The sequence below is a fragment of the Fusibacillus kribbianus genome, from assembly GCF_030053595.1.
GTDB lineage: Bacteria > Bacillota > Clostridia > Lachnospirales > Lachnospiraceae > Lientehia > Lientehia kribbiana.
The window spans coordinates 1-20,718 of the sequence record NZ_JASGBQ010000004.1 but is presented as its reverse complement, the minus strand read 5'-3'; the positions used below and the strand labels follow the sequence as shown (position 1 = coordinate 20,718).

Genomic DNA, 20,718 nt, shown 5'->3' with positions numbered 1-20,718 from the left:
TATGGCAGAGATACTATTGTTTGATTTGGACGGGACGCTGACGGATCCGAAGGAAGGGATCACACGATGTGTCCAGTACGGAATGGAGGCGCTGGGAATATATGAACCGGACCGGGAAAAGCTGGTTCCTTTTATCGGACCTCCGCTTCTTGATATGTACATGGAATACTGCGGTTTTACCAGAGAACAGGCAGCATTTGCTGTAGAAAAATACAGGGAACGGTTCCGCACGAAGGGAATGTATGAAAACGAGATCTATGACGGAATTGCCGGTATGCTTGCAAGGCTCAGGGCTGCGGGCAAGAGGCTTGGCGTGGCAACCTCCAAACCGGAGGTATTTGCGGTGCCGATCCTTCGTCATTTTCACATTGACGGATATTTTGAACACATCGTGGGTAGTGAGCTTTCCGGCGAACGGGTGAAAAAGGGCGAGGTCATTGAGGAAGCCCTGAACCGGTTTGGAGTCGGCGGGGAACAGAGAACGAGTCAGGCAGTCATGGTAGGAGACAGGAAGCATGACATTCTCGGGGCTCAGGAGGCAGGCATCGTTTCCGTAGGAGTTACCTATGGCTTCGGCGGCCTAGACGAGCTGTCCGGGGCAGGAGCCGACAGGATCGTGGATTCCGTTGAGGAGCTGGAAAAGCTTCTTTTGAAGCTATGAGCGGTGCTTTAAAAAAGGACTGGGACGGGAAGCCCTATCATTCCCTGGATTACGAAGTGAAACACTGTTTTGGGAAAAAGCTGTATCGACTGTCCTTAAACGGCGGCATGAGCTGTCCTAACCGGGACGGTACGATCGGTTACGGGGGCTGCATCTTCTGCAGCGAAGGGGGATCCGGAGATTTTGCCGAGGAAAGCCGCCTTTCTGTGACAGAACAGTTAAGAAACGCCAGAAAACGGATCGAAAGAAAGCTGCCGAAGAATATACCTTATGGTTATATTGCCTATTTTCAGGCATACACAAACACATACGGTCCGGTGGAATATCTCCGAAGTCTGTTCACAGAAGCGATGGAGGACGAGGAGGTGGAGGTACTTTCCATTGCCACCAGACCTGACTGTCTTCCGGAAAAGGTCGTCGCTCTTCTTTCGGAGCTCAACCGGAAAAAGCCGGTGTGGGTGGAGCTGGGACTACAGACAGCGAAGGAGGAGACGGCCCGTCTGATCCGGCGGGGCTACGGGCTTTCCTGTTTTACGGAAGCGAGAAAAAGGCTGGAAAGAGCCGGTATTCCGGTCATTGCCCATGTAATCATTGGCCTTCCCGGAGAGGGGAAAGGAGAACTTCTGGAGACCATTGATTATATCAACAGACAAAAGCTGGAGGGCATCAAGCTGCAGCTTTTGCATATTCTGAAGGAAACAGGACTTACGGAGCTTTATGAAAAGGGGGAAGTCCGGGGACTTTCCTTTGAAGAGTACGAATCGCTTCTGTTTGCGGCGCTGGCCCGCCTCAGACCGGAAACGGTGGTACACCGCATCACCGGCGACGGGCCAAAGAAGCTTTTGCTTGCGCCGCTCTGGAGCGGAGATAAAAAGCAGGTATTTAACCGGCTTCACAGGGATATGAAAGAGCAGGAGCTCTGGCAGGGAAAAGATTATCATGAGGAGGAAGCATAATATGACACCAAAAGAACTGTTTGACGAGAAGAGAGGGAACACGGTTGTTGAAAACCTGAAAAGCCGTGGCTTTGACGCATGCTACTGCAGGACTGGGGACGAAGCAAGAGAAAAGGCTCTGGAGTGGATGGAGAAGGGAACAGTTGTATCCTGGGGAGGCTCCATGACGATCCGGGATATCGGACTTACAAAGGCGGTCAGTGATGGGGAGTTCAAGGTGATCGACCGGGATAAAGCGGAAAATCAGGAGGAGAAGAGACAGGCAGCCATGGATGCGCTTCATGCCGATTACTTCCTGACCAGTGCCAATGCAGTCAGCGAGGACGGATAGCTGGTCAATGTGGACGGAAACGGCAACCGGGTGGCAGCCATTGTATTCGGACCAAAATATGTGATCGTAGTTGCGGGAATGAACAAGGTGGTCAGGACGGCAGAGGATGCCCTTGTGCGGGCGCGGACAGTTGCCGCACCCTTCAATCAGCAGAGATTCAAAGGAAAGACTCCCTGCACGGTCACCGGCGTATGCGGAGACTGCAAGTCTCCGGATTGTATCTGCAATCAGATCCTTACCACAAGAAACTGCAGGCCTGCAGGAAGGATCAAGGTGATTCTGGTGGGGGAGAGCCTGGGCTATTAAGCCGCTTTTTCATCGGCGTCGAACCGTCCTCCGAAAAGCATGGTCAGAAGGAAGGAAGCGGCAAAGGCAATAGCTCCGGCAATCAGTGCCTTTGCCAGATTGCCGGGCTCAGACCCATTGGCAAACATCAGGCAGGACGGAATCGCCGGAAAGGCATAGACATAGCAGTTTACCGTCACGATTCCCTGATACAGGCCTGCAATGGCACAGCCAAGGATGGCAGTGACCAGAGGCCTTTTGTAGCGGAGACAGATTCCGAAAATAGTCGGCTCCGAGACACCGGCCAGGAGAACCGTAAGACCGCAGCTTAAGGAAAGCTTCTTTAATTCCGGAGTTTTTGCCTTGATGAAGGCTGCGAAGGCCACTCCTCCCAGAGCAATGGCCAGGATAAAATAACCGGCCATGATGCCGTTTTCGACTCCGACGCTTCCCAGCTGGTTGATAGCTGTCGCCACAAAGACCCAATGGGTCCCGGTGATGATCTGAAGCGGTGTCGTAGCGGCAAAGACGGTCCAGGCAGCTGAGGGGGCATGGATCTGAAGCCAGGCAATGGAGCCGGAAAGAGCATTCCCGATGAGGGTGCCCAGAGGGCCCACAGCAAGGAGGCCGACGAGAGACGATACCAGCAGGATCACCAGCGGAGACAGGATATCGTCAATGGCCTTTGGCATGATTTTATGTACAGCCTTTTCAATCCATACCATGGCCGCGATCAGCAGGATAACGGGAATGGTGCTGTAGGAATAAGTGGCCTTAATGAGCGGGATTCCGGCAAAGAACAGCTGGTCCGCGGAGCCTGAAAGCTCCACAAAGGAAGGACTCATCATGGCACCCACGGCGCCGATGGCCAGAATCGTATTGACCTTAAAGTGAACGGAGGCTGTATACGCCAGGAAAAACGGAAGGAAATAAAGAGGTGCGTCTCCGATGAGCGAGAGGACGGCCTCTGTGGTGGTTCCTTCGGTAAGAAGGCCGGTCATGGTCAGAATGACAACAATGAGCTTCACCAGCCCGCCTGCAATGACGATGGGAATGATAGGAGCCATGCAGCTGGAAATATGATCAATGACAACGGTAATGATGTTTTTTTTCGTCTGATTTTTCATGAATCAATCTCTCCTGTCTGAAAGTCAAGGCGATTATAACATTGTTTGTGAGGGTTTTCAACGTGAAAATAAAGGAGCATAAGGGAATGAAGGTTTCGCTGATCCAGATGAAGGTACAGAAAACGAAGGAGGAAAGCCTGCTTGCGGCGGAGAACGGAATCAGGCAGGCTGCGGATGCAGGAGCAGATTTTGCAGTCCTTCCGGAAATGTTCGCCTGTCCTTATGAGACCTCCGGGTTTCCCCTTTATGCCGAGGCGGAGGATGGGGAGAGCGTTTTAAGACTTTCGGCTGCAGCGAAGAAGCATCAGATCTATCTTGTGGGAGGAAGCATTCCGGAGTGCGATAAGGAAGGGAGAATTTATAATACCTCCTTTTTGTTCGGAAGAGATGGCGGGCTTCTCGCCAGACACCGGAAGGCTCATCTTTTTGATATTGATATCAAAGGCGGCCAGTTTTTTAAAGAATCGGCTGTTCTGACAGCCGGAGATTCTGCCACGGTGTTTCCCACAGAATTTGGACCGATGGGCCTTTGCATCTGCTATGACATTCGTTTTCCGGAGCTTTTCCGAGTCATGGTGGATCAGGGGGCTCTTGTCGTATTCTGCCCGGCGGCTTTCAACAGGACTACCGGACCTAAACACTGGGAGCTTCTCTTCCGGAGCCGGGCTGTGGATAATCAGATCTTCATGGTAGGGGCAGCACCGGCGGCGGATGAAACGGCTTCCTACATTTCTTATGGACATTCCATTATTGTTTCCCCCTGGGGAGAAATCCTTTCCCAGGCAGGAGAACAGGAAACGATTCTTACAGAGGAACTGGACCTTTCCCAGGTGGCTGAGGTGCGGGAACAGCTTCCTCTTCTGAAACACAGAAGACCGGAGCTTTATTGATGGCCCCGGTGCTGTCTGGGTCATAGGAGTTCAAAATAAAACAGGAAATTAGATGAAACAGGATTCGGCAGAGTGTGAAAGCTTTGCCGATTTTTTGCTTTTGGGGAAGAATACGAATAAATAACCGGGGCATAGGGATATTCCTTCGCTCACGAGGGTGGAAAACGGCGGAAAAACGGTGGAAAAATAAAGAAAAAAAATAACCTCAGGGGAGGCTTGTGGAGGAATTTGACTTTTATTATGATAATAGCCATGAAATAAGCGGCCCTTGGATATCGGTTTTCCTGACGGCATAAAAGCAGGAAAATGACAGGAAATTAAAGGACTGCGGAGGATGAAGGATAATTATGGCAAGGACGACTGACCTGACAACAGGAACCATATGGAAACGACTTTTGTTTTTTGCGATTCCGCTGCTTCTTTCCAGCCTGGTACAGCAGCTTTACAATACCGTGGATCTGATCTTTGTGGGAAATATGATCAATAAATCCGCGTCGGCGGCCATCGGGGCCAGCAGTCTTCTGATCACCTGCCTGGTGGGATTTTTCGGTGGAATGAGTGTGGGCTCCGGTGTGGTGATCTCCCATATTTTCGGAGCAAAAGAAAAAGAAAAATTAAGCAGGGCCGTACATAATACGGCAGCCTTAAGCATTGCAGGCGGAATCCTGCTTCTTGTGATCGGGTACTTTTTTGCTCCGGTATATCTGCGGCTGGTAAATACACCGGCAGAGCTTAAGGTCAGTGCGGTCAGCTATCTGAGAATCTATTTTCTTTCTCTGATTTCCATGTTCCTTTACAATCTTGGCTCCGGTGTGCTGCGGGCACTGGGAGATTCCAGATCGCCTTTGTATGCCCAGGCCGCAGGCGGACTGGCGAACGTGATCATGGATTATCTGTTTATCCGGCTGTTTGAAAACGGGGTCGATGGCGTTGCCTGGGCGACGGTTGTTTCTCAGACCGTGGCCGCCGGTTTTACGCTTTATCATTTGATGAGACTGGATCCGGCCTATTCCCTGAAGCTTCGAAAAGTTGCCTTTGACAGGCCTGTTTTAAAAGAAGTTATCCGGATCGGTATTCCCGCTGGTACCCAATCTCTTGTCATTACCCTGTCCAATGTGATGGCCCAGTATCATATCAATTCCTTCGGGGAAGATGCAATTGCCGCTTTCACGGCTTATTTCAAGGTGGAACTGATCATCTATCTGCCCATCGTGGCCTTCGGACAGGCCATCATGGCTTTTTCCGGCCAGAATATGGGGGCAAAAAATTACAGAAGAATGCGAGAGGGAACGTGGATCTGCCTGGCGATGAGTATGGCTCTGGCTGCCGTGACCAGCGTATTGGCACTCTTGTTTGGTCCGCAGCTGTTCCGTATTTTCAATAAAGAAGCGTCGGTCATTGAAACCGGCTGCCGGATCATCGGAATTACCTTTCCTTTTTATTTTATTTATTCCATTCTGCAGATACTGGGAGACAGCCTGCGAGGAGCCGGGAAGGTGAAACAGCCCATGTATATTATTATGGTCAACATCTGCATGATCCGGACCTGCCTTTTGTTTCTCATTGCACCCCGGGTGAGGAATGTACGAGGAGTAGCCGTTACTTATCCGATCACCTGGGCGCTGACAGCAGTCTGTATGACCGTATACTATATGAAATTCCATAGGAAACTGAGAAAAGAGGAGAAACAGGAAAGATGAAGAAAGAAGAACGGGAAAAACGCTGGGCAAATGGGGACAGCTACAACAGCTATATCACAAAGGAGCTTTCGTCCTTTCGGAAGGACGCCTGGAAAAAACAGATCTGCAGCCATTTTAAGGGGCGCACCGGACTTGAGATCCTGGATCTGGGAACCGGCCCCGGATTTTTTGCCTGCATTCTGTCGGAGGAAGGCCATCATGTGACAGCCATTGACAGCTCGGAGGGAATGCTCGGCCATGCGGCAGAAAATGCCGGGCGGCTGGGAGTTTCGCCGGATTTCCTGAAAATGGATATCGGAAATCTGGAGTTTGCAGACGATACCTTTGACGTTATTGTTACAAGAAACGTAACCTGGACGCTGGAGCATCCGGAGATGGTTTATACGGAATTAAAACGGATATTAAAGCCGCAGGGAATGCTGTTAATCTATGACGCCAACTGGCATCTGCATTTTTATGATCCAGAGCGGATGAAGCGGGTCCGGGAAAGGGAGCGGCGCCATCTGGAAAAGTATGGTACGAGAGAGGTCGTTTCCGGCGGTGATCTGGCGTATTTTGCGTCGGCACCGCTCACCAGAATCATCCGGCCGGACTGGGATGTGAAGGTGCTTGGGGACCGGCTCGGTATGGAGGTGACTGTTCATGAAGATGTCGGAAAAGAGGTTTACGAACAGTGGGAAAAGGAACTCTACGGGGAATCGCCTCTTTTTGAGATCTGTGCAGTAAAGCCGGAAAAATGTCAGGCAGAGCAGAATATGAAGACCTACTGGCAGGAACGGGCCAGGAGCTTTGGATTCGGAAGAAACGGATCGATCCTTAAGGAGCTGGGAGAACAGGCGGGGCGATATCTGCCGGAGGGCACCCATAAGGTGCTGGATGCCGGGACCGGAACAGGTGTCGTGGCTGCAGCCATGGCGCTTCTTGGTCATGAGGTGACAGGAATCGATCTCTGTTCCAATATGATCGAAAAGGCCAGAGAAAATACACAGGCACTGGGACTGTCCGTGGACTTTGTCTGTACGCCGGCGGGGGAGCTGCCCTTTGAGGAAAATACCTTTGACGTGGTGATTTCCAGAAATCTTTTGTGGGCCCTTCCTGATCCGGAGGCGGTACTTTTACAGTGGCAGCGGGTCTTAAAGCCGGGTGGGATTCTGGCTTACTGGGATGGAAACCATTATCTGTATCTGTTTGACAAGGAAGCGGAAGGATACCGAAAGAAGCTGGAAGAACTGGCCGGGAGTGCCCATGGAAACGGACATGCAGATCCTGTAGACTACAGCCTGTGCGATAATACGGCGCTGGAGCTGCCCCTGTCAAAAATGAACCGGCCGGGAGAATGGGACGAACGGGTACTTCCGAAGCTTGGATTTGATATTTTTGCAGAGGAGATAGAAAGACCTCAGGTGCTTTTGAAATACGGAATCATAGAAGGAAGCTATACCAACTTTTTTATTGCCGCCAGAAACGGCAAACCTGTGAAATGAGTGATTGTCAGTTATGAAACGTTATATTGCAAAAAGGCTGCTGTGGCTGATACCGGTCATGCTTATGATTTCGTTTATCGCCTTTTTTCTGATGTATCTGTCGCCGGGGGATCCGGCCACGATCTATCTGTCCCAGGGCGGGGACGCTCCCAGCGCGGAGGCGGTTGCCAATCTGAGACAGGAACTGGGTCTTAATGATTCCATGTGGGTACAATACGGCCGTTGGCTGGTAAATCTGTTCCATGGCGATCTTGGAACTTCTATTTACACCGGAAACGCGGTCGCCCATGAAATTGCGGCATATTTTCCCAATACAATCCGACTGACTCTGCTGGCGACGGTGATGACCCTGCTTCTTTCTATTCCGTTAGGAATTATCTGCGCAGTACGGGAAAACGGGATCCTTGATAACATCGTCCGGGTGATCAATTTCTTTTTCGGATCTCTTCCCGGTTTTTTTGCGGCGCTGATGCTGATCTATTTCCTGGGAGTAAAGCTCCGGTGGCTCCCTACGGTAAGCAGCGGATCCGCAAAGGGAATCTGGATGCCGGCACTGACGTTGACTCTTACCATGGCGCCTGCTTATATCCGCCAGATCCGTGCGGCTATTATCCAGGAACTGGAAGAAAATTATATACGGATGGCAAAAGCAAGGGGAATCCGGGAACGGATGATCCTGTATCACGGAGCTTTAAAGAGCGTGCTTCCGTCCCTGTTTACGATTATCGGTATGAATGTGGGACATTTGCTTGGAGGGACTGCGATCATTGAAATCGTATGTACCTACCAGGGGCTGGGACGTCTGGCCGTAAACTCCATCACCAACCGGGATTATCCTTTAATGCAGGGGTTTGTTCTGTTGATGGCAGGGATTTATGTGCTTGTAAATCTGGCAGTGGATATTTTACATGCCTATGCGGACCCGCGGGTGAAAAAGAGGCTGATTGCGGAGAATGGGGGTGGACGGCGTTATGCCAAAAAGAAGAGGATTCTTTAGAACGCCGAAGGCCAGATTTCTGTTTTGGCTGGCGGTCGTGGGACTTCTGGCCGTGTTTGCACTGGCGGCTCCTCTGTTTATCCGGCATGATCCGCTGGAAGTCAATCTTTTGCAGGTGACGAAGGCTCCCAGCAAGGAATATATCATGGGAACCGATTATATCGGCAGGTGTATTTTCTGTCGTCTGGTGAAGGGCGCATCCAGATCCATTTTTGCCGCCTGTGCGGTGGTAGCGATCACCTTTGTAATCGGGACTGCCATCGGCTGCCTCTGCGGATATATCGGAGGCGCTTTCGATACGGTAGTCATGCGTTTTGTGGATGCGGTACAGGCATTCCCATCCATGGTCTTTACCATCTCCGTGGCGGCCATGCTGGGAAGCGGGCTTTTGAACTGTATTATTGCCATGACAGCCGTTGGATGGACCGGCTATGCCAGACTTGCAAGAAGCCAGGTGCTGACATTAAAGGAAAAGACCTTTGTAAGCGCCGCAAGGATATCGGGAATGAGCCGGACCGCGATTCTGTTTAAAACGATTCTTCCCAATAGCCTGACACCTCTGGTGGTGTCGGCCAGTATGCACGTGGGAAGCGCGATCCTGGGGTTTTCCGGCCTGTCCTTTCTGGGACTGGGAACCGCTCCGCCATTCCCTGAATGGGGAAATATGCTGAATGACGGAAAGGCGACGCTTCAGACGGCGCCCTGGACCGTTATTTTCCCGGGTCTCGCCATTTTGATCGTGGTTATGATCATGGGAATGTTCGGCGACAGTATCAATGAGCTTCTGAATCTGAAAAAAAATGTAGAGCAATAAAATATGATATAAAGACTCTGGAAAGGAGAAACGTAAAATGAAAAGAAAAAAAATGCTTGCAGTCCTTCTTTGCATGGCAATGCTGTGCAGTGCCTTGGTGGGCTGTGGAAGCAAAAAAGAAGAGGGCGGGAAGGATATTGAATTTACCATGAGTGTTGGCAACAGCAATACGACTTCCGGTTTTTCCTTTGATCCGGCTGTGGATTATCTGAGCCAGAAATCTGTGACCACGGGAATCGCAGAAACCCTGTTTGTCTTAAACGATGACACAAAAGCGGTGGAGCCTCATCTGGCGACCGGATATGAACAGACTGACGATCTGACCTGGGTCATTACGATCCGCGACGGCGTGACCTTCAGCAACGGCAAAGCGCTGGATGCAGCAGCCTGCAAGAGTGCGCTGGAATATATTTTTGCAAACAATACACGTCTCGGCACCATGGCAGATATTGCTTCCATCGAGGCAGACGGCCAGATCCTGACCTTAAAGACAAACGGGATCGTTGCAATCATGCCGAGAATTCTGACAGAAGTGAACGCGATCATTTTTGATACGGAGGCCTCCGACGATTACAGCGGCGGCGTGATCGGCACAGGCCCTTATATCCTGAAAAGCGTAGATGGAGATGGCAACTGCGAGCTTGTAAGAAATGACAATTACTGGCAGGGAACTCCTGTGGCGGCAAAAATCCATACGAAGGCAAATCTGGATGCGGCAGCCCAGACCCTGGCGCTTCAGTCCGGGGAACTGGACTGGGCGGGGATCCAGACCTCCGATCTGCCTCTGTTTGAAAATAATCCCGATTATGAGGTGCTGACCTATAATCCCGGACGTGTGTATTATCTGTATCTGAACCCCGGCTATACCTTTACGGAAGATCCGGCAGTCCGTGAGGCATTGACCTGTGCCTTTGACCGCGACGCGATCCTTCAGGGCGTATACGGCGGACGGGGAACCGTCACCACTTCCATTTTCCCGGATTTCTCTGAATTTTATGACAGCAGCCTGGGACAGGTGGGTTACAATCTGGAGCAGGCAAAGAAGATCCTTGCCGATGCCGGCTATGAAGATACCGATAATGATGGTTTTATTGAGAAGGATGGCGAGAAGGTTCATTTGAATATCACCTGCTACTCCGGGAACAGTTTTCCCGTTTTAAGCGAGGTGCTTCAGTCCATGTTAAAGGAGATCGGAATCGAATCGGATATTGTTGTTTCCGATGCCATTGTCGACGATCTGAATAAAGGGGAATATAACATTGCAACCTATGCCTATAACACGTTGACCCTTGGTGACTGCTACAATTATCTGAATCCCGTATTCCATACAGATGGAACCTCCAACTTTACCGGTTTCTCGGATCCGGAGGTCGACGCGATGCTGGATGAGATGAAGGTAACATCCGATACGGCAAAGAGGGCGGAGCTGGCAAAAAAGATCCAGGAAAAGGTCTATGAAGCGGATCAGCATCTGTTCCTGCTTCATATCCAGAGATACAATGTAGTCCGCAAGGGAATTACAGGTATCACTCCCATGTTCGGCAGCGACAATGCCAATAACTTTATTTTTTGGAAGTTTGATAAACAATGAAAAAATTATTCAGTATCGAAAATATGGATGTCTGTTACGGAGACTCCCCCGTTTTACGGGGGGTCTCCATGTCGGTGGATAAAGGGGAAATTCTCGGAATCGTGGGCGAGTCGGGTAGCGGAAAGAGTACGACAATTTATGCCTCCCTCGGAATCCTCGGAAAAGGCGGCCGCGTAACAGGCGGAAGCATCCGTTATGAGGACAGGGAGCTTTTGAAGCTTTCCGAAGAGGAAATGCGCCGTCTGCGGGGAAAAGAGATATCTCTGATCGCCCAGAACCCGGTGGAATCCTTCCATCCGATCCGGAAAATCAGAAGTCAGTTAAAGGAACTGATCAAATGTCACGGAGGACTGTCCTTTCAGGAAGCAGAGGAACAGATGCTTGCCATCATGGAAAAGATCAATCTGAAGGACGGAAAACGGATCCTTAACAGTTATGCCTTTGAAATGAGCGGAGGAATGTGTCAGAGAGTTTCCATTGCCATGGCCATGGTGCTTTCTCCCATGCTGCTGTTTGCAGACGAACCCACCAGTGCGCTGGATGTGACGGTCCAGAAGCAGGTAGTCGGCGAGCTTTTAAAGCTCCGTGAGGATTTTGGAACAGCGGTCTTCCTTGTTTCCCATAATATGGGAGTTATCTCTCATATGGCAGACACGGTGGCAGTCATGTATGGGGGAATGGTTCTGGAGTATGGAAAAAAGGATCTGGTGATCCGAAATGCCCTTCATCCCTATACGAAGAATCTGATCCAGGCAGTTCCTTCCATGGATAAACCGGCGCCGAAGGGAGTGCTCTCTGCGGCCTGCGACAGAAGCGCGCCCGGCTGTCCTTACCGGAATGGATGTTCCTGCAAAAAAGAACAGTGTGAAGAACTGATGCCGGGGCTGCAAGAAGCGGAACCGGGGCATTTTGTCCGCTGCTTTTTTGTCTGATTGCTTTGGAAGTGTTTGGTATTATATTTAACTGGAGGAGTATAACGGTGAGGCTGATGGAAGCAAAAAACCTGGATATCAGTTTTTTTTCGGGAAAGGCAGAAAGAATCGTCCATGCAGTGAATGACGTTTCCTTTTATCTGGAAGAGGGGGAATTTCTCGGTCTGGTCGGAGAGAGCGGCTGCGGGAAAAGTACCATTGCCCGGATTCTGTCCGGCCTCATAAAACCGGATGGAGGACAGATTCTGTATGATGGAAAAGAATATTCCTATCCGTTTTCCAGGCAGATCTATAAAACGGTACAGATGATCTTCCAGATGCCTCGGGATTCCTTTGACCCCAGAAGGACCATCGGAAGCTGTATCACCGACATTCAGGTGAATTTTGGAGGAAACAGGGATCAGGCCCGGGAAAAGACGGTACAGTATCTGGAAAGAACCGGGCTTGGCAGAGAATTTGTAAAAAAATATCCTCATCAGATGAGTGGCGGAGAATGTCAACGGGCGGCTATTGCAAGAGCCATCGCAGTGCAGCCGAAGATCCTGATCTGTGATGAAATTACCAGCGCGCTGGACGTGAGCGTTCAGGCTCAGATCGTGGAGCTTTTACAGGAACTGAAAGAAGAAATGGGCCTGTCTGTCCTGTTCATTTCCCATGATCTGGCGCTGGTACAGGGGCTTTGTGACCGGATTCTGGTCATGCACGACGGCGTGATCGTTGAAGAAGGGAAAAGCGGCGACGTGCTTCATAATCCTCAGAATGATTATACGAAGCTTCTGATATCGTCGGTGCTGGAGATTTAAAGAAGGAAGAGGAAGAGATGGCTACACAAAAAGAAATTAACGAGCGCTGGTCGGAAAGAGCGGAAAATTACAGTGATATTATCAATCAGGAGCTTAAAAGCTTCCGGCCGGACAGATGGCGGGAAAAAATCCTGAAAAATGCGCCGGCGGGAGGGCAGCTGAAAATTCTGGACGCTGGCTGCGGGCCCGGATTTTTCTCCATTCTCTTATCCGCCGAAGGACATGAGGTCGTCGGCGTGGATGGAGCAGAGGCAATGCTCAGCGAAGCAATAGAGAAAGCGGAATGTTTCGGAGTAAAGCCTGTGTTCCTAAACATGGACTGTCATCATCTGGATTTTCCTGACAACACCTTTGATCTGGTAGTCAGCCGCAATGTGACCCATACGCTGAGAGAGCATAAAACAGTATACGGGGAATGGCTCAGGGTATTGAAACCCGGCGGCGTCCTTTTGATTTTTGATGCAAACTGGCACCTGGTAAAGGTGGACGAGGCCCTGCGGGAAGACAGTATGCGGCGTTACCGCGAATGTGTGGAGCGTTATGGAGATGCCTTTGATAAAAAGACAAAGAATAAAAAGGAAAGAAGAAAGCAGGATATGGAAGGCAGCCATGTTTTGGGGGACAAGCGCCGCCCTGACTGGGATATGGGGCTTCTGGAGGGATTGGGTTACTGGAATATAAGCGCTGAAAGGAGCATTATCGAAGAAATGTGGGATGAGAAAGAAATCCTTCTTTACGGTAATACTCCCATGTTTATGATCCGGGCGGAAAAACCGAAATCAATCCGGGGCATGGGGATTGAGGGAAGATAATTCAGCAGAAAATCCCCGGAGAAACAGATTGTATTTTTTTTGAAAAAATAACCTTGGGGGAGGCTTGTGGACCTCTCAAAAAACTGATAGTCTTATGTCATCAAGAGAAGCCCATTATATAACCTTAAAAATAAAATACTACATCAAAGCATATGGCCGGCAGGAATGCCGGTCATATGCTTTGATACTTATCAGGTTTGACTCCATCATGCAAAGGAGGGCAATCCCATATATTTATCTGAATAAGCTTTCAATTGCCGGTAAAAACCTTCACTGTCATTCCGGAACGGTTGTCACACTTTTCATAACCCAGAGTGTAAAAAATAACGACAGCTCATTTTTCAACGAGGCTATCGCTATTTTTTGTACCCAGAAGCTTTCTATAATTTTTTTCCTGGCAGTACTGCCAATGCTGCCTCTAAATACCGGTTCCCTTTGTCAAACTCCGCAACACTCTTTTCCAGAAGCTCTGCCGCCTCATTTTTTCCAAGCTCCTTCAGTTTCCCGGCCAGTTCCGCCAGTTCCATGGCATGATGCTTGTTGTGATCCGCCATATAACCTACCAGGGCCCTCGTCTCTTCCACAGCGTCCCCTTCTCCATGAGAATGTTCATGAGCGTGTTCGTGGGTATGAGTGTGTCCATGTCCATCGTGATCATGATGTCCATGGATCACATTTCCGTGTTCGTCTGTTACCATATGCATATTACATGCTCCTTTCTGTATTTTATTCTCCTTCTTCCGGATTCCAGAAAAATCCCAGCTTTTTCGCCGCCATCTCCGCCAGATCCACATCCAGCGTATCTGCGATATACCCAAGGGTCATCTTCACCGCTGACGCACTGGAAGCGCAGGAGTAGTATTTCCCGTCAGAAATCCAGGGCACCTTTTGTATCCACCGGACTTCTGCCGTGAACATCCGTTTCCAGTTTTCGTCCAGAGGGCACTCTGCAACCAGCCTCCGATAAAGCAGCCCCGTCTGTGCAAGGAGTGTGGAACTGTTCCCCACCATCAGACAGGTTTCCGCTTTCTCCATGGTACGTTTCAGGCATTCCAGAAATCTCTGATCCCTGGCAAGCAGGCGTCTGGCGCCTTTCCCGCCCGGTATCAGCACGATCCCACTGATTTCCTCCGGAATAAGATAATCTGTCCATATTTTAGCCCCCTGGCTGCCATTCACCACATCTCCTGTCATAGACAGATACCGGATAGAAAATTCATCCCGAAGGCATCCGAAAATGCTGACCGGTACAAAGGCATCCATTTCCTCAAAATCATCGTATAAGATCAGATTCACATACATACTGCTTCCTCCTGTCCATCCTTCTTTGGCGAAAAATCCGAAAACACCTGACGCCGATGCTTTCGGATTTTCTGATTCATCGATTGGAGAAATATTAATGTTCATAGTAATTCTAACGAAGGTTTCCGGAGTCTGCAAGCCGCCCCCCGGGATATTTTTTTCATAATATTTTTGTGTGGTTTCTCAGGGTTTTCCCTGTTTTGTTCTTTATTTATATCCCTATGCCCTGGATATGGTATCAGGGAACGGCACCATAACTGCTACACATGAAAACGGTCATTTCATATCCAGAGATACAATGTAGTCCGCAAGGGAATTACAGGTATCACTCCCATGTTCGGCAGCGACAATGCCAATAACTTTATTCTTTGGAAGTTTGATAAACAATGAAGGAATTATTCACTATCGAAAATATGGATGTCTGTTACGGAGACTCCCCCGTTTTACGGGGGGCTCCATGTCGGTGGATAAAGGGGAAATTCTCGGAATCGTGGGCGAGTCGGGCAGCGGAAAGAGTACGACGATTTATGCCTCCCTCGGAATCCTCGGAAAAGGCGGCCGCGTAACAGGTGGAAGCATCCATTATGAGGACAGGGAGCTTTTGAAGCTTTCTGAAGAGGAAATGCGCCGTCTGCGGGGAAAAGAAATATCTCTGATCTTGCGGACGAACCCACCAGCGCGCTGGACGTGAGCGTTCAGTCTCAGATCGTGGAGCTTTTACAGGAACTGAAAGAAGAAATGGACCTGTCTGTCCTGTTCATTTCCCATGATCTGGCGCTGGTACAGGGGCTTTGTGACAGGATCATGGTCATGCATGACGGCGTGATCGTTGAAGAAGGGAAAAGCGGCGACGTGCTTCATAATCCTGAAAATGATTATACAAAGCTTCTGATATCGTCGGTGCTGGAAATTTGAAGGATTGGGTTACAAGAATGGCCGGCAGAAATGTCGGTCATATTGTTTGCTCTACAGGGAACAGAAGCTCAGTATTTTCAGATTATTTCTGTTAATCGGCAGACATTAATTATTGTTCATAGCTTGATTTTTTGTGGGTAGGTGATATAATATAATATGGGACCTTGTACATGGCCTGCTTTTTGCAGTGAGCTGGCCATGATTTCGTATTAATGAAAGATGAAAAATGAGATTGGGCAAAATACCCGAAAGAGTATGACGCAAAGCTATAGGACCTGAAATACAGTATGGTAGCCAGTTGCAGGATGTAAGTTGAAGGCACGCGGTTACAAATCCAAGTGTCTTTTTTGTACAGAGTATTGTTTAACCTGTTCGATAGCTGAGTATTCATTCTCATAGGGAAAATCAAATTACAAGAAGGGGAAGAATATGAAGAGACTTGCTTCTTTGACGCGGATGAAGATCCCGAGGGCGGTTACCGGATCAGCACCCAGATCCCGTTAAATGAGCTTCGGTTTGTTAACAGCTATAATAAGGCAGCAGAGCCGTCAAAATCCACATCCACGAATATTCCGGTAACGGGAGATCATACGAATCCTGTTCTCTGGATGCTTCTGTTCCTCGCAGCCGGCGGGTGTATGGTCCTCTGGTTGAAAAAGAAATACAGAGTATTTGAAAAATAAATAAAACATTTTTGAAAAATAAAACAAGAAAGAAGCAGCAGCTATGGGACTTAGGAAAGCAGGAATCGGTGCACTGGGCGGAACTCTTGCAAACTAAAAGACAGAGTTTTTACAGGATCCTTCGGAGCTGACGGAGGCGTTCCGGCAGTTCCGGTAAAATAAAAGGGTTTACAAGAAAGGAAGGAATACTATGAAAAAATTAACAGCAGCAATTTTATGTATCATTATGGTTCTTACCCTGGCCGCATGCGGAGGAGAAAGCGGCGATGCTTTAAAGGGTACCTGGAGCGGAACCCATTCTGATTATGGAACGGTTACCTGGAAGTTTGACGGAAAGGGCAAATGCGAGATGGAGAACGATTTTTTCCAGGGTGAAGGAACCTATACCATCGACGGAGAACAGGTTACCATCAAGTTAGAACTCTGGGACAATGAAGTGGTTTATGACTTCTCGATTTCTGGAAAAAGCTTGAACCTTACAGCAACCGACCAGCTGGCGGCAGATTATGAGAATCTGACTAAGAAATAAGGATAACAGACAGGATATAGGAAAACTGTATGTTTCGGCCGGGAGGCGTTTATGCCGCCCGGCCGAAAAAGCATATTCCTTAACGAAAGGTTTGCGGTGGCATATCTGGGGTATGTGGGAGAATCGGAAACAGATCTGACTGCCTGGATCGGAGATCTGTTTCCGCAGCTTCCGGAAACCTATTCTTTCCTGAAGGAGATCCGGACGGAACAGACCGTCGGGAATCTGTGAGATTTTTACTGTATCGTTCCGCAGGATAAAAACGCGAAAATAACTGTGAGCCAGTTGATCACAGAAGAGGATGCGGATGGCCGTGAAATTGAAGCGGGAGAGATGCTTGCCCTAGATTTTACCTGTTATTCGAATGAATCCACAGGACTTCTCAACGTCGATTCCATGGAATATGACCGGCCCGCTGCGGAAGATCTGAAGGATAGCTGCTGGTGTACGAAGGGCTATAGGGCGGACGGAACCGGTGCAGAATATTTCCTGGATCTGTATGACGGCACTTACTACTACTATGATGGGGAGGCCAATTTTTCCTGTCTGTACGAGGATGGATCGCAGGAATACTATCAGGGCTGGTGGTATCTGGAAGCGGAGGAAGACTTAACCCATCTGTGTCTGGAGCTTTGCACCGAAGACGGGGAGCGGGTCGCCAATCAGTTTCCGATCTATATCGACGAAACCGGAATGGAGCTTTTGATTTATCAGGGACTTGACGAAGGCATGATGCATCCGTTCCTGGTTGAGGAGACGCCGTTCTGTTTTATGACCAGAGCCTTTGGTTAGAGACATGTTGAAAAAATCCTTTTACTGGTTTTAAGGGGTCCTGCGCCAGTACCGGAAAGAAGAAAGCGGGGGAGTGAGGATGGATTATTGGAAAAGGCTGATTTTTGTCATATTGCTGGTTGGCTGCGCTGCCTTATCCGGGTGCGGCGGAAAGGAGAAGCCTATGAAGGAGACGGTGGAAAAGACGGAAGCTACCGGAAACGAAACCTTCGGGAAAGAGACTGCCGGGGCGGAAAATTCCGGGACAGAAACCTCCGGGACGGAAATTACCGCAACTGAGGCGGCTCCCGGAAAGCTGATACGGATCAAATATGCAGTAAGCTCCGGCACTGCTTACGGCTGTGATTTTTCTATTGACGTGACGCCGCAGCAGATCGTTTCCGCCAGATTCTTCTCTGAAGAGCAGATGGATTATGTGTTACTGGAACAGGAGCCTCTGGAAGAGGCGCAGTGGAAAGAACTGGAAAGAACGGTATCGGAGTTTCTGCCGGTCCTTGAGGAAGCTACTTCCGGAGTATCGAAACTTTCAGAGGTTTCGGATATCATTATGCTGGATGGAGGGGACAGCTTTTCCTTTGCCCTGACCTGGGAGGAGGAGGGAAAGGAACGGCGCGTGGAATACAGAAATACCAACGATCCAAGATTTATTACCCTCATCGATCTTTTAAAGGAAACGGCCGACCGACCGAAGTATCAAATAAAACCTATTGACAAATATCTATGTGTTGCATATAATGATACATAGATAAACGTCTATGGGAGGCGGGCAGATGGATGAAAATAAAACAGCGTTGATCTTCAAAGCCTTTTGTGATGAAAATCGTATCCGTATCATAAAAATGCTTCGAAGCGGAGAGAAGTGTGCCTGCAGACTTCTGGAAGAATTGAATGTAACACAGCCTACTCTGTCCCACCATATGAAGATTCTTTGTGATTCCGGCATTGTGGTCGGCCGCAAGGAAGGAAAATGGATGCACTATTCGATTTCAGCCAGGGGAGCAGAGGCTGCGGTGATTTGTTTAAAAGAACTGACGACTGTCGAGTGGAAAGAGGAAAACAAGTCGTGTTGTGAAAAGTAAGGGAAATCAAAACTTTTCCGCACGACTTTTTCCAAAAACATAATATAGATATATTTAAATATATCTATAAAAGAGGGGCTTTTATGGAAGTAATAAAAACAGCATGGGAATTCTTTCAAAATGAAATCCTCGGCATGGGGTGGCTGAACCGGCTTATAAGTACGGGGCTAAATGCCTGCGGCTTAGACACAACAGGCAGGATTGGCGGCAGCATTCAGTTTTTTATCTATGACACTATTAAAATCATGGTTCTCCTGGGTGTTTTGATTTTGATTATCTCATATATTCAAAGCTACTTTCCACCAGAGAGAACAAAAAAGATACTTGGCAGATTTCACGGGTTATGGGCAAATATACTTGCTGCCCTCCTTGGAACCATAACCCCGTTTTGTTCCTGCTCATCGATTCCGTTGTTTATTGGATTTACAAGCGCAGGACTTCCTCTTGGAGTAACCTTCTCATTTCTTATTTCCTCACCGATGGTTGACCTTGGAAGTCTCGTTCTGTTAATGAGCATTTTCGGGTGGAAGGTAGCGGTTATCTATGTTGTGCTTGGCCTTGTCATTGCCGTTGCCGGCGGTACGCTCATTGAGAACCTGCACCTTGAAAATCAGGTGGAAGAATATATCCGTCATGGGCGGTCCATGGATGTTTTGCAGGATGAACTGCATTTCAAAGACCGCTTGCACTATGCGTGGGAGCAGGTGGTTTCAACTGCAAAAAAGGTCGCTCCGTATGTTTTGATCGGTGTAGGGATCGGAGCAATTATCCACAACTGGATTCCCGAAGATTTTATTGTCAGCGTACTTGGCGATAACAATCCGTTTGGTGTGATTCTGGCGACTGCTGCAGGTATTCCTATGTACGCGGATATATTCGGCACGATTCCGATTGCGGAAGCTTTGCTTGCAAAAGGTGCATTGCTTGGCGTGGTTCTATCTTTTATGATGGGCGTAACGACTCTGTCTCTGCCATCGATGATTATGCTGCGCAAAGCGGTAAAACCAAAGCTGCTCGGCATCTTCATTGCAATCTGCACAATAGGAATTATCATTATAGGATACTTATTTAATCTGATCCAGCCAATGATTATATAAAAAAGGAGGATTAATCAATGTCATTATTTCATTTTGGTAAGAAGAAGGAAGAAGAAAAAAAAGCCCCTGCCTGTGCCTGCAATTGCGGCTGCCCTTCAGGTGAAGTCAGCGAAATTACAAGTGATTGCTGCTCTGAAGCAAAAGACGGTATTTGCTGTATCAAGGTGTTAGGTGCAGGGTGCAAGTCCTGTCACGAGCAGTATGAGTATGCAAAAGAAGCTGTAAATACAATGGGGTTGTCGGTGGAAGTGGAATACATCACAGATATGCAAAAGGTTATGGAATATGGTGTTATGAGTATGCCGGCCCTTGTAGTCAATGAAAAAGTTGTGTCTATGGGTAAAGTGCTGAAAGCTTCTGAGGTAGAAAAACTGCTGCGTAAATTAGGCTTCTGAATCCTGGAAAGGTGGCAAACAGAACGAAAGGATGGTTCAACAATGGCTAAGAAAAAGATTGCCTTTATCTGTGTCCATAATTCCTGCCGCAGTCAGATTGCGGAAGCCCTCGGAAGGCATTTGAGAGGAAATGACTTTGATTTTTACTCTGCCGGGACGGAAACCAAGCCGCAGATCAATCAGGATGCGGTTCGATTGATGAAACAGCTGTACGGCATTGATATGGAGCAGACACAGTACAGCAAAACGATTGATAAAATTCCGGTTCCGGATATTGCAGTATCAATGGGGTGTGATGTCGGCTGTCCATATATCGGTAGAGCTTTTGATGAGAACTGGGGCCTTCAGGATCCAACGGGTCAAAGCGATGAAGTATTTATTGAGATAATAAGAGAGATCGAAACCCATATTCATAATCTGTAAGTCAAGACCACCGGCTTAGCCGGTGGCTTGTTCTGCCCCTATAAGGGGCTGTTGCCTGCTTGCGCCCGGAAGGCGCACTGAAAGTCTGCCAACTGCACCACATTCTCAGCTGCCCTTAAA

24 protein-coding genes, 1 pseudogene and 1 riboswitch are annotated in these 20,718 nt (G+C 48.8%); of the genes and pseudogenes, 22 read left to right on the top strand and 3 right to left on the bottom strand.

From position 1 onward, the window contains the following. Window position 1: 1 nt before the first annotated feature. The 3 genes and pseudogenes from QJ036_RS04060 (at window position 2) to QJ036_RS04050 (ending at window position 2,254) form a co-directional block, all read left to right on the top strand. Window positions 2–661: an HAD-IA family hydrolase gene (locus QJ036_RS04060; RefSeq protein WP_283230167.1), complete on the top strand. Its 660-nt coding sequence runs from the start codon at window positions 2–4 to the stop codon at window positions 659–661. Then, window positions 658–1,617, top strand: coding sequence for a tRNA modification radical SAM protein MnmL/YtqA (gene mnmL, locus QJ036_RS04055; protein ID WP_283230166.1), 960 nt, complete (start codon window positions 658–660; stop codon window positions 1,615–1,617). Before QJ036_RS04060 ends, mnmL begins: the two co-directional genes overlap by 4 nt. Then, a pseudogene (locus tag QJ036_RS04050) lies at window positions 1,601–2,254 on the top strand (lactate utilization protein). Before mnmL ends, QJ036_RS04050 begins: the two are co-directional and overlap by 17 nt. Here the strand turns inward: QJ036_RS04050 and QJ036_RS04045 are convergent. Further along, window positions 2,251–3,360: a PTS sugar transporter subunit IIC gene (locus QJ036_RS04045; RefSeq protein ID WP_283230165.1), complete on the bottom strand. Its 1,110-nt coding sequence runs from the start codon at window positions 3,358–3,360 to the stop codon at window positions 2,251–2,253. The pseudogene QJ036_RS04050 and the gene QJ036_RS04045 sit on opposite strands and share 4 nt — an antisense overlap. Window positions 3,361–3,446: 86 nt before the next feature. On the opposite strand from QJ036_RS04045, the gene QJ036_RS04040 reads away from it, so the two are divergent. The 9 genes from QJ036_RS04040 (at window position 3,447) to QJ036_RS04000 (ending at window position 13,383) form a co-directional block, all read left to right on the top strand. Then, on the top strand, window positions 3,447–4,250 hold the full coding sequence (locus QJ036_RS04040) for a carbon-nitrogen hydrolase family protein (RefSeq protein WP_283230164.1): 804 nt from the start codon (window positions 3,447–3,449) through the stop codon (window positions 4,248–4,250). A 347-nt stretch (window positions 4,251–4,597) separates the two neighbouring features. After that, a complete protein-coding gene (locus QJ036_RS04035; RefSeq protein WP_283230163.1) occupies window positions 4,598–5,950 on the top strand; it encodes an MATE family efflux transporter in 1,353 nt (450 codons plus the stop codon). Then, window positions 5,947–7,434, top strand: a complete 1,488-nt coding sequence (locus QJ036_RS04030) for a class I SAM-dependent methyltransferase (RefSeq protein WP_283230162.1) — start codon at window positions 5,947–5,949, stop codon at window positions 7,432–7,434. Before QJ036_RS04035 ends, QJ036_RS04030 begins: the two co-directional genes overlap by 4 nt. 13 nt (window positions 7,435–7,447) lie before the next feature. Further along, window positions 7,448–8,431, top strand: a complete 984-nt coding sequence (locus QJ036_RS04025) for an ABC transporter permease (RefSeq protein WP_283230161.1) — start codon at window positions 7,448–7,450, stop codon at window positions 8,429–8,431. Beyond that, the gene (locus tag QJ036_RS04020; RefSeq protein ID WP_283230160.1) at window positions 8,406–9,245 is read left to right on the top strand and encodes an ABC transporter permease; all 840 of its coding nucleotides are present in this window, start codon (window positions 8,406–8,408) and stop codon (window positions 9,243–9,245) included. Before QJ036_RS04025 ends, QJ036_RS04020 begins: the two co-directional genes overlap by 26 nt. A 37-nt stretch (window positions 9,246–9,282) precedes the next feature. Continuing rightward, the gene (locus QJ036_RS04015; RefSeq protein WP_283230159.1) at window positions 9,283–10,836 is read left to right on the top strand and encodes an ABC transporter substrate-binding protein; all 1,554 of its coding nucleotides are present in this window, start codon (window positions 9,283–9,285) and stop codon (window positions 10,834–10,836) included. Next, window positions 10,833–11,768: an ABC transporter ATP-binding protein gene (locus tag QJ036_RS04010; RefSeq protein ID WP_283230158.1), complete on the top strand. Its 936-nt coding sequence runs from the start codon at window positions 10,833–10,835 to the stop codon at window positions 11,766–11,768. The genes QJ036_RS04015 and QJ036_RS04010 overlap by 4 nt, the downstream gene beginning before the upstream one ends. Window positions 11,769–11,824: 56 nt before the next feature. Further along, window positions 11,825–12,571 (top strand): ABC transporter ATP-binding protein, encoded by a 747-nt coding sequence (locus tag QJ036_RS04005; RefSeq protein WP_283230304.1) that lies wholly within the window; start codon window positions 11,825–11,827, stop codon window positions 12,569–12,571. Window positions 12,572–12,588: 17 nt separating this feature from the next. After that, a complete protein-coding gene (locus tag QJ036_RS04000; RefSeq protein ID WP_283230157.1) occupies window positions 12,589–13,383 on the top strand; it encodes a class I SAM-dependent methyltransferase in 795 nt (264 codons plus the stop codon). A gap of 380 nt (window positions 13,384–13,763) precedes the next feature. Here QJ036_RS04000 and QJ036_RS03995 read toward each other — a convergent pair whose 3' ends face one another. Beyond that, window positions 13,764–14,087, bottom strand: a complete 324-nt coding sequence (locus QJ036_RS03995) for a DUF8180 domain-containing protein (protein ID WP_283230156.1) — start codon at window positions 14,085–14,087, stop codon at window positions 13,764–13,766. 22 nt (window positions 14,088–14,109) lie between these two features. Then, window positions 14,110–14,685 (bottom strand): DJ-1/PfpI family protein, encoded by a 576-nt coding sequence (locus tag QJ036_RS03990; protein WP_283230155.1) that lies wholly within the window; start codon window positions 14,683–14,685, stop codon window positions 14,110–14,112. Between the two features lie 457 nt (window positions 14,686–15,142). Here QJ036_RS03990 and QJ036_RS03985 point away from each other — a divergent pair, with 457 nt between their 5' ends. From QJ036_RS03985 to QJ036_RS03940, 10 genes are all read left to right on the top strand, one after another. Beyond that, window positions 15,143–15,376, top strand: a complete 234-nt coding sequence (locus tag QJ036_RS03985; protein ID WP_283230154.1) for an ATP-binding cassette domain-containing protein — start codon at window positions 15,143–15,145, stop codon at window positions 15,374–15,376. Then, entirely contained in the window at window positions 15,373–15,600 is a 228-nt protein-coding gene (locus tag QJ036_RS03980) for a hypothetical protein (RefSeq protein WP_283230153.1), read from the top strand. The genes QJ036_RS03985 and QJ036_RS03980 overlap by 4 nt, the downstream gene beginning before the upstream one ends. Window positions 15,601–15,825: 225 nt before the next feature. Continuing rightward, window positions 15,826–15,906: riboswitch (cyclic di-GMP riboswitch) on the top strand. A 567-nt stretch (window positions 15,907–16,473) separates the two neighbouring features. Continuing rightward, window positions 16,474–16,812 (top strand): DUF5640 domain-containing protein, encoded by a 339-nt coding sequence (locus QJ036_RS03975; protein ID WP_283230152.1) that lies wholly within the window; start codon window positions 16,474–16,476, stop codon window positions 16,810–16,812. Window positions 16,813–16,863: 51 nt separating this feature from the next. Next, window positions 16,864–17,043: a hypothetical protein gene (locus QJ036_RS03970; protein WP_283230151.1), complete on the top strand. Its 180-nt coding sequence runs from the start codon at window positions 16,864–16,866 to the stop codon at window positions 17,041–17,043. 45 nt (window positions 17,044–17,088) lie between these two features. Further along, a complete protein-coding gene (locus QJ036_RS03965) occupies window positions 17,089–17,604 on the top strand; it encodes a hypothetical protein (RefSeq protein ID WP_283230150.1) in 516 nt (171 codons plus the stop codon). 79 nt (window positions 17,605–17,683) lie between these two features. Continuing rightward, entirely contained in the window at window positions 17,684–18,349 is a 666-nt protein-coding gene (locus QJ036_RS03960; protein ID WP_283230149.1) for a hypothetical protein, read from the top strand. 25 nt (window positions 18,350–18,374) lie between these two features. Next, window positions 18,375–18,683, top strand: a complete 309-nt coding sequence (locus tag QJ036_RS03955) for an ArsR/SmtB family transcription factor (RefSeq protein ID WP_283230148.1) — start codon at window positions 18,375–18,377, stop codon at window positions 18,681–18,683. Window positions 18,684–18,766: 83 nt separating this feature from the next. Next, window positions 18,767–19,780, top strand: a complete 1,014-nt coding sequence (locus QJ036_RS03950; RefSeq protein WP_283230147.1) for a permease — start codon at window positions 18,767–18,769, stop codon at window positions 19,778–19,780. Window positions 19,781–19,797: 17 nt separating this feature from the next. Next, window positions 19,798–20,175 (top strand): thioredoxin family protein, encoded by a 378-nt coding sequence (locus QJ036_RS03945; protein WP_283230146.1) that lies wholly within the window; start codon window positions 19,798–19,800, stop codon window positions 20,173–20,175. Window positions 20,176–20,217: 42 nt separating this feature from the next. Next, a complete protein-coding gene (locus QJ036_RS03940) occupies window positions 20,218–20,598 on the top strand; it encodes an arsenate reductase ArsC (RefSeq protein WP_283230145.1) in 381 nt (126 codons plus the stop codon). Window positions 20,599–20,718: the final 120 nt, after the last annotated feature.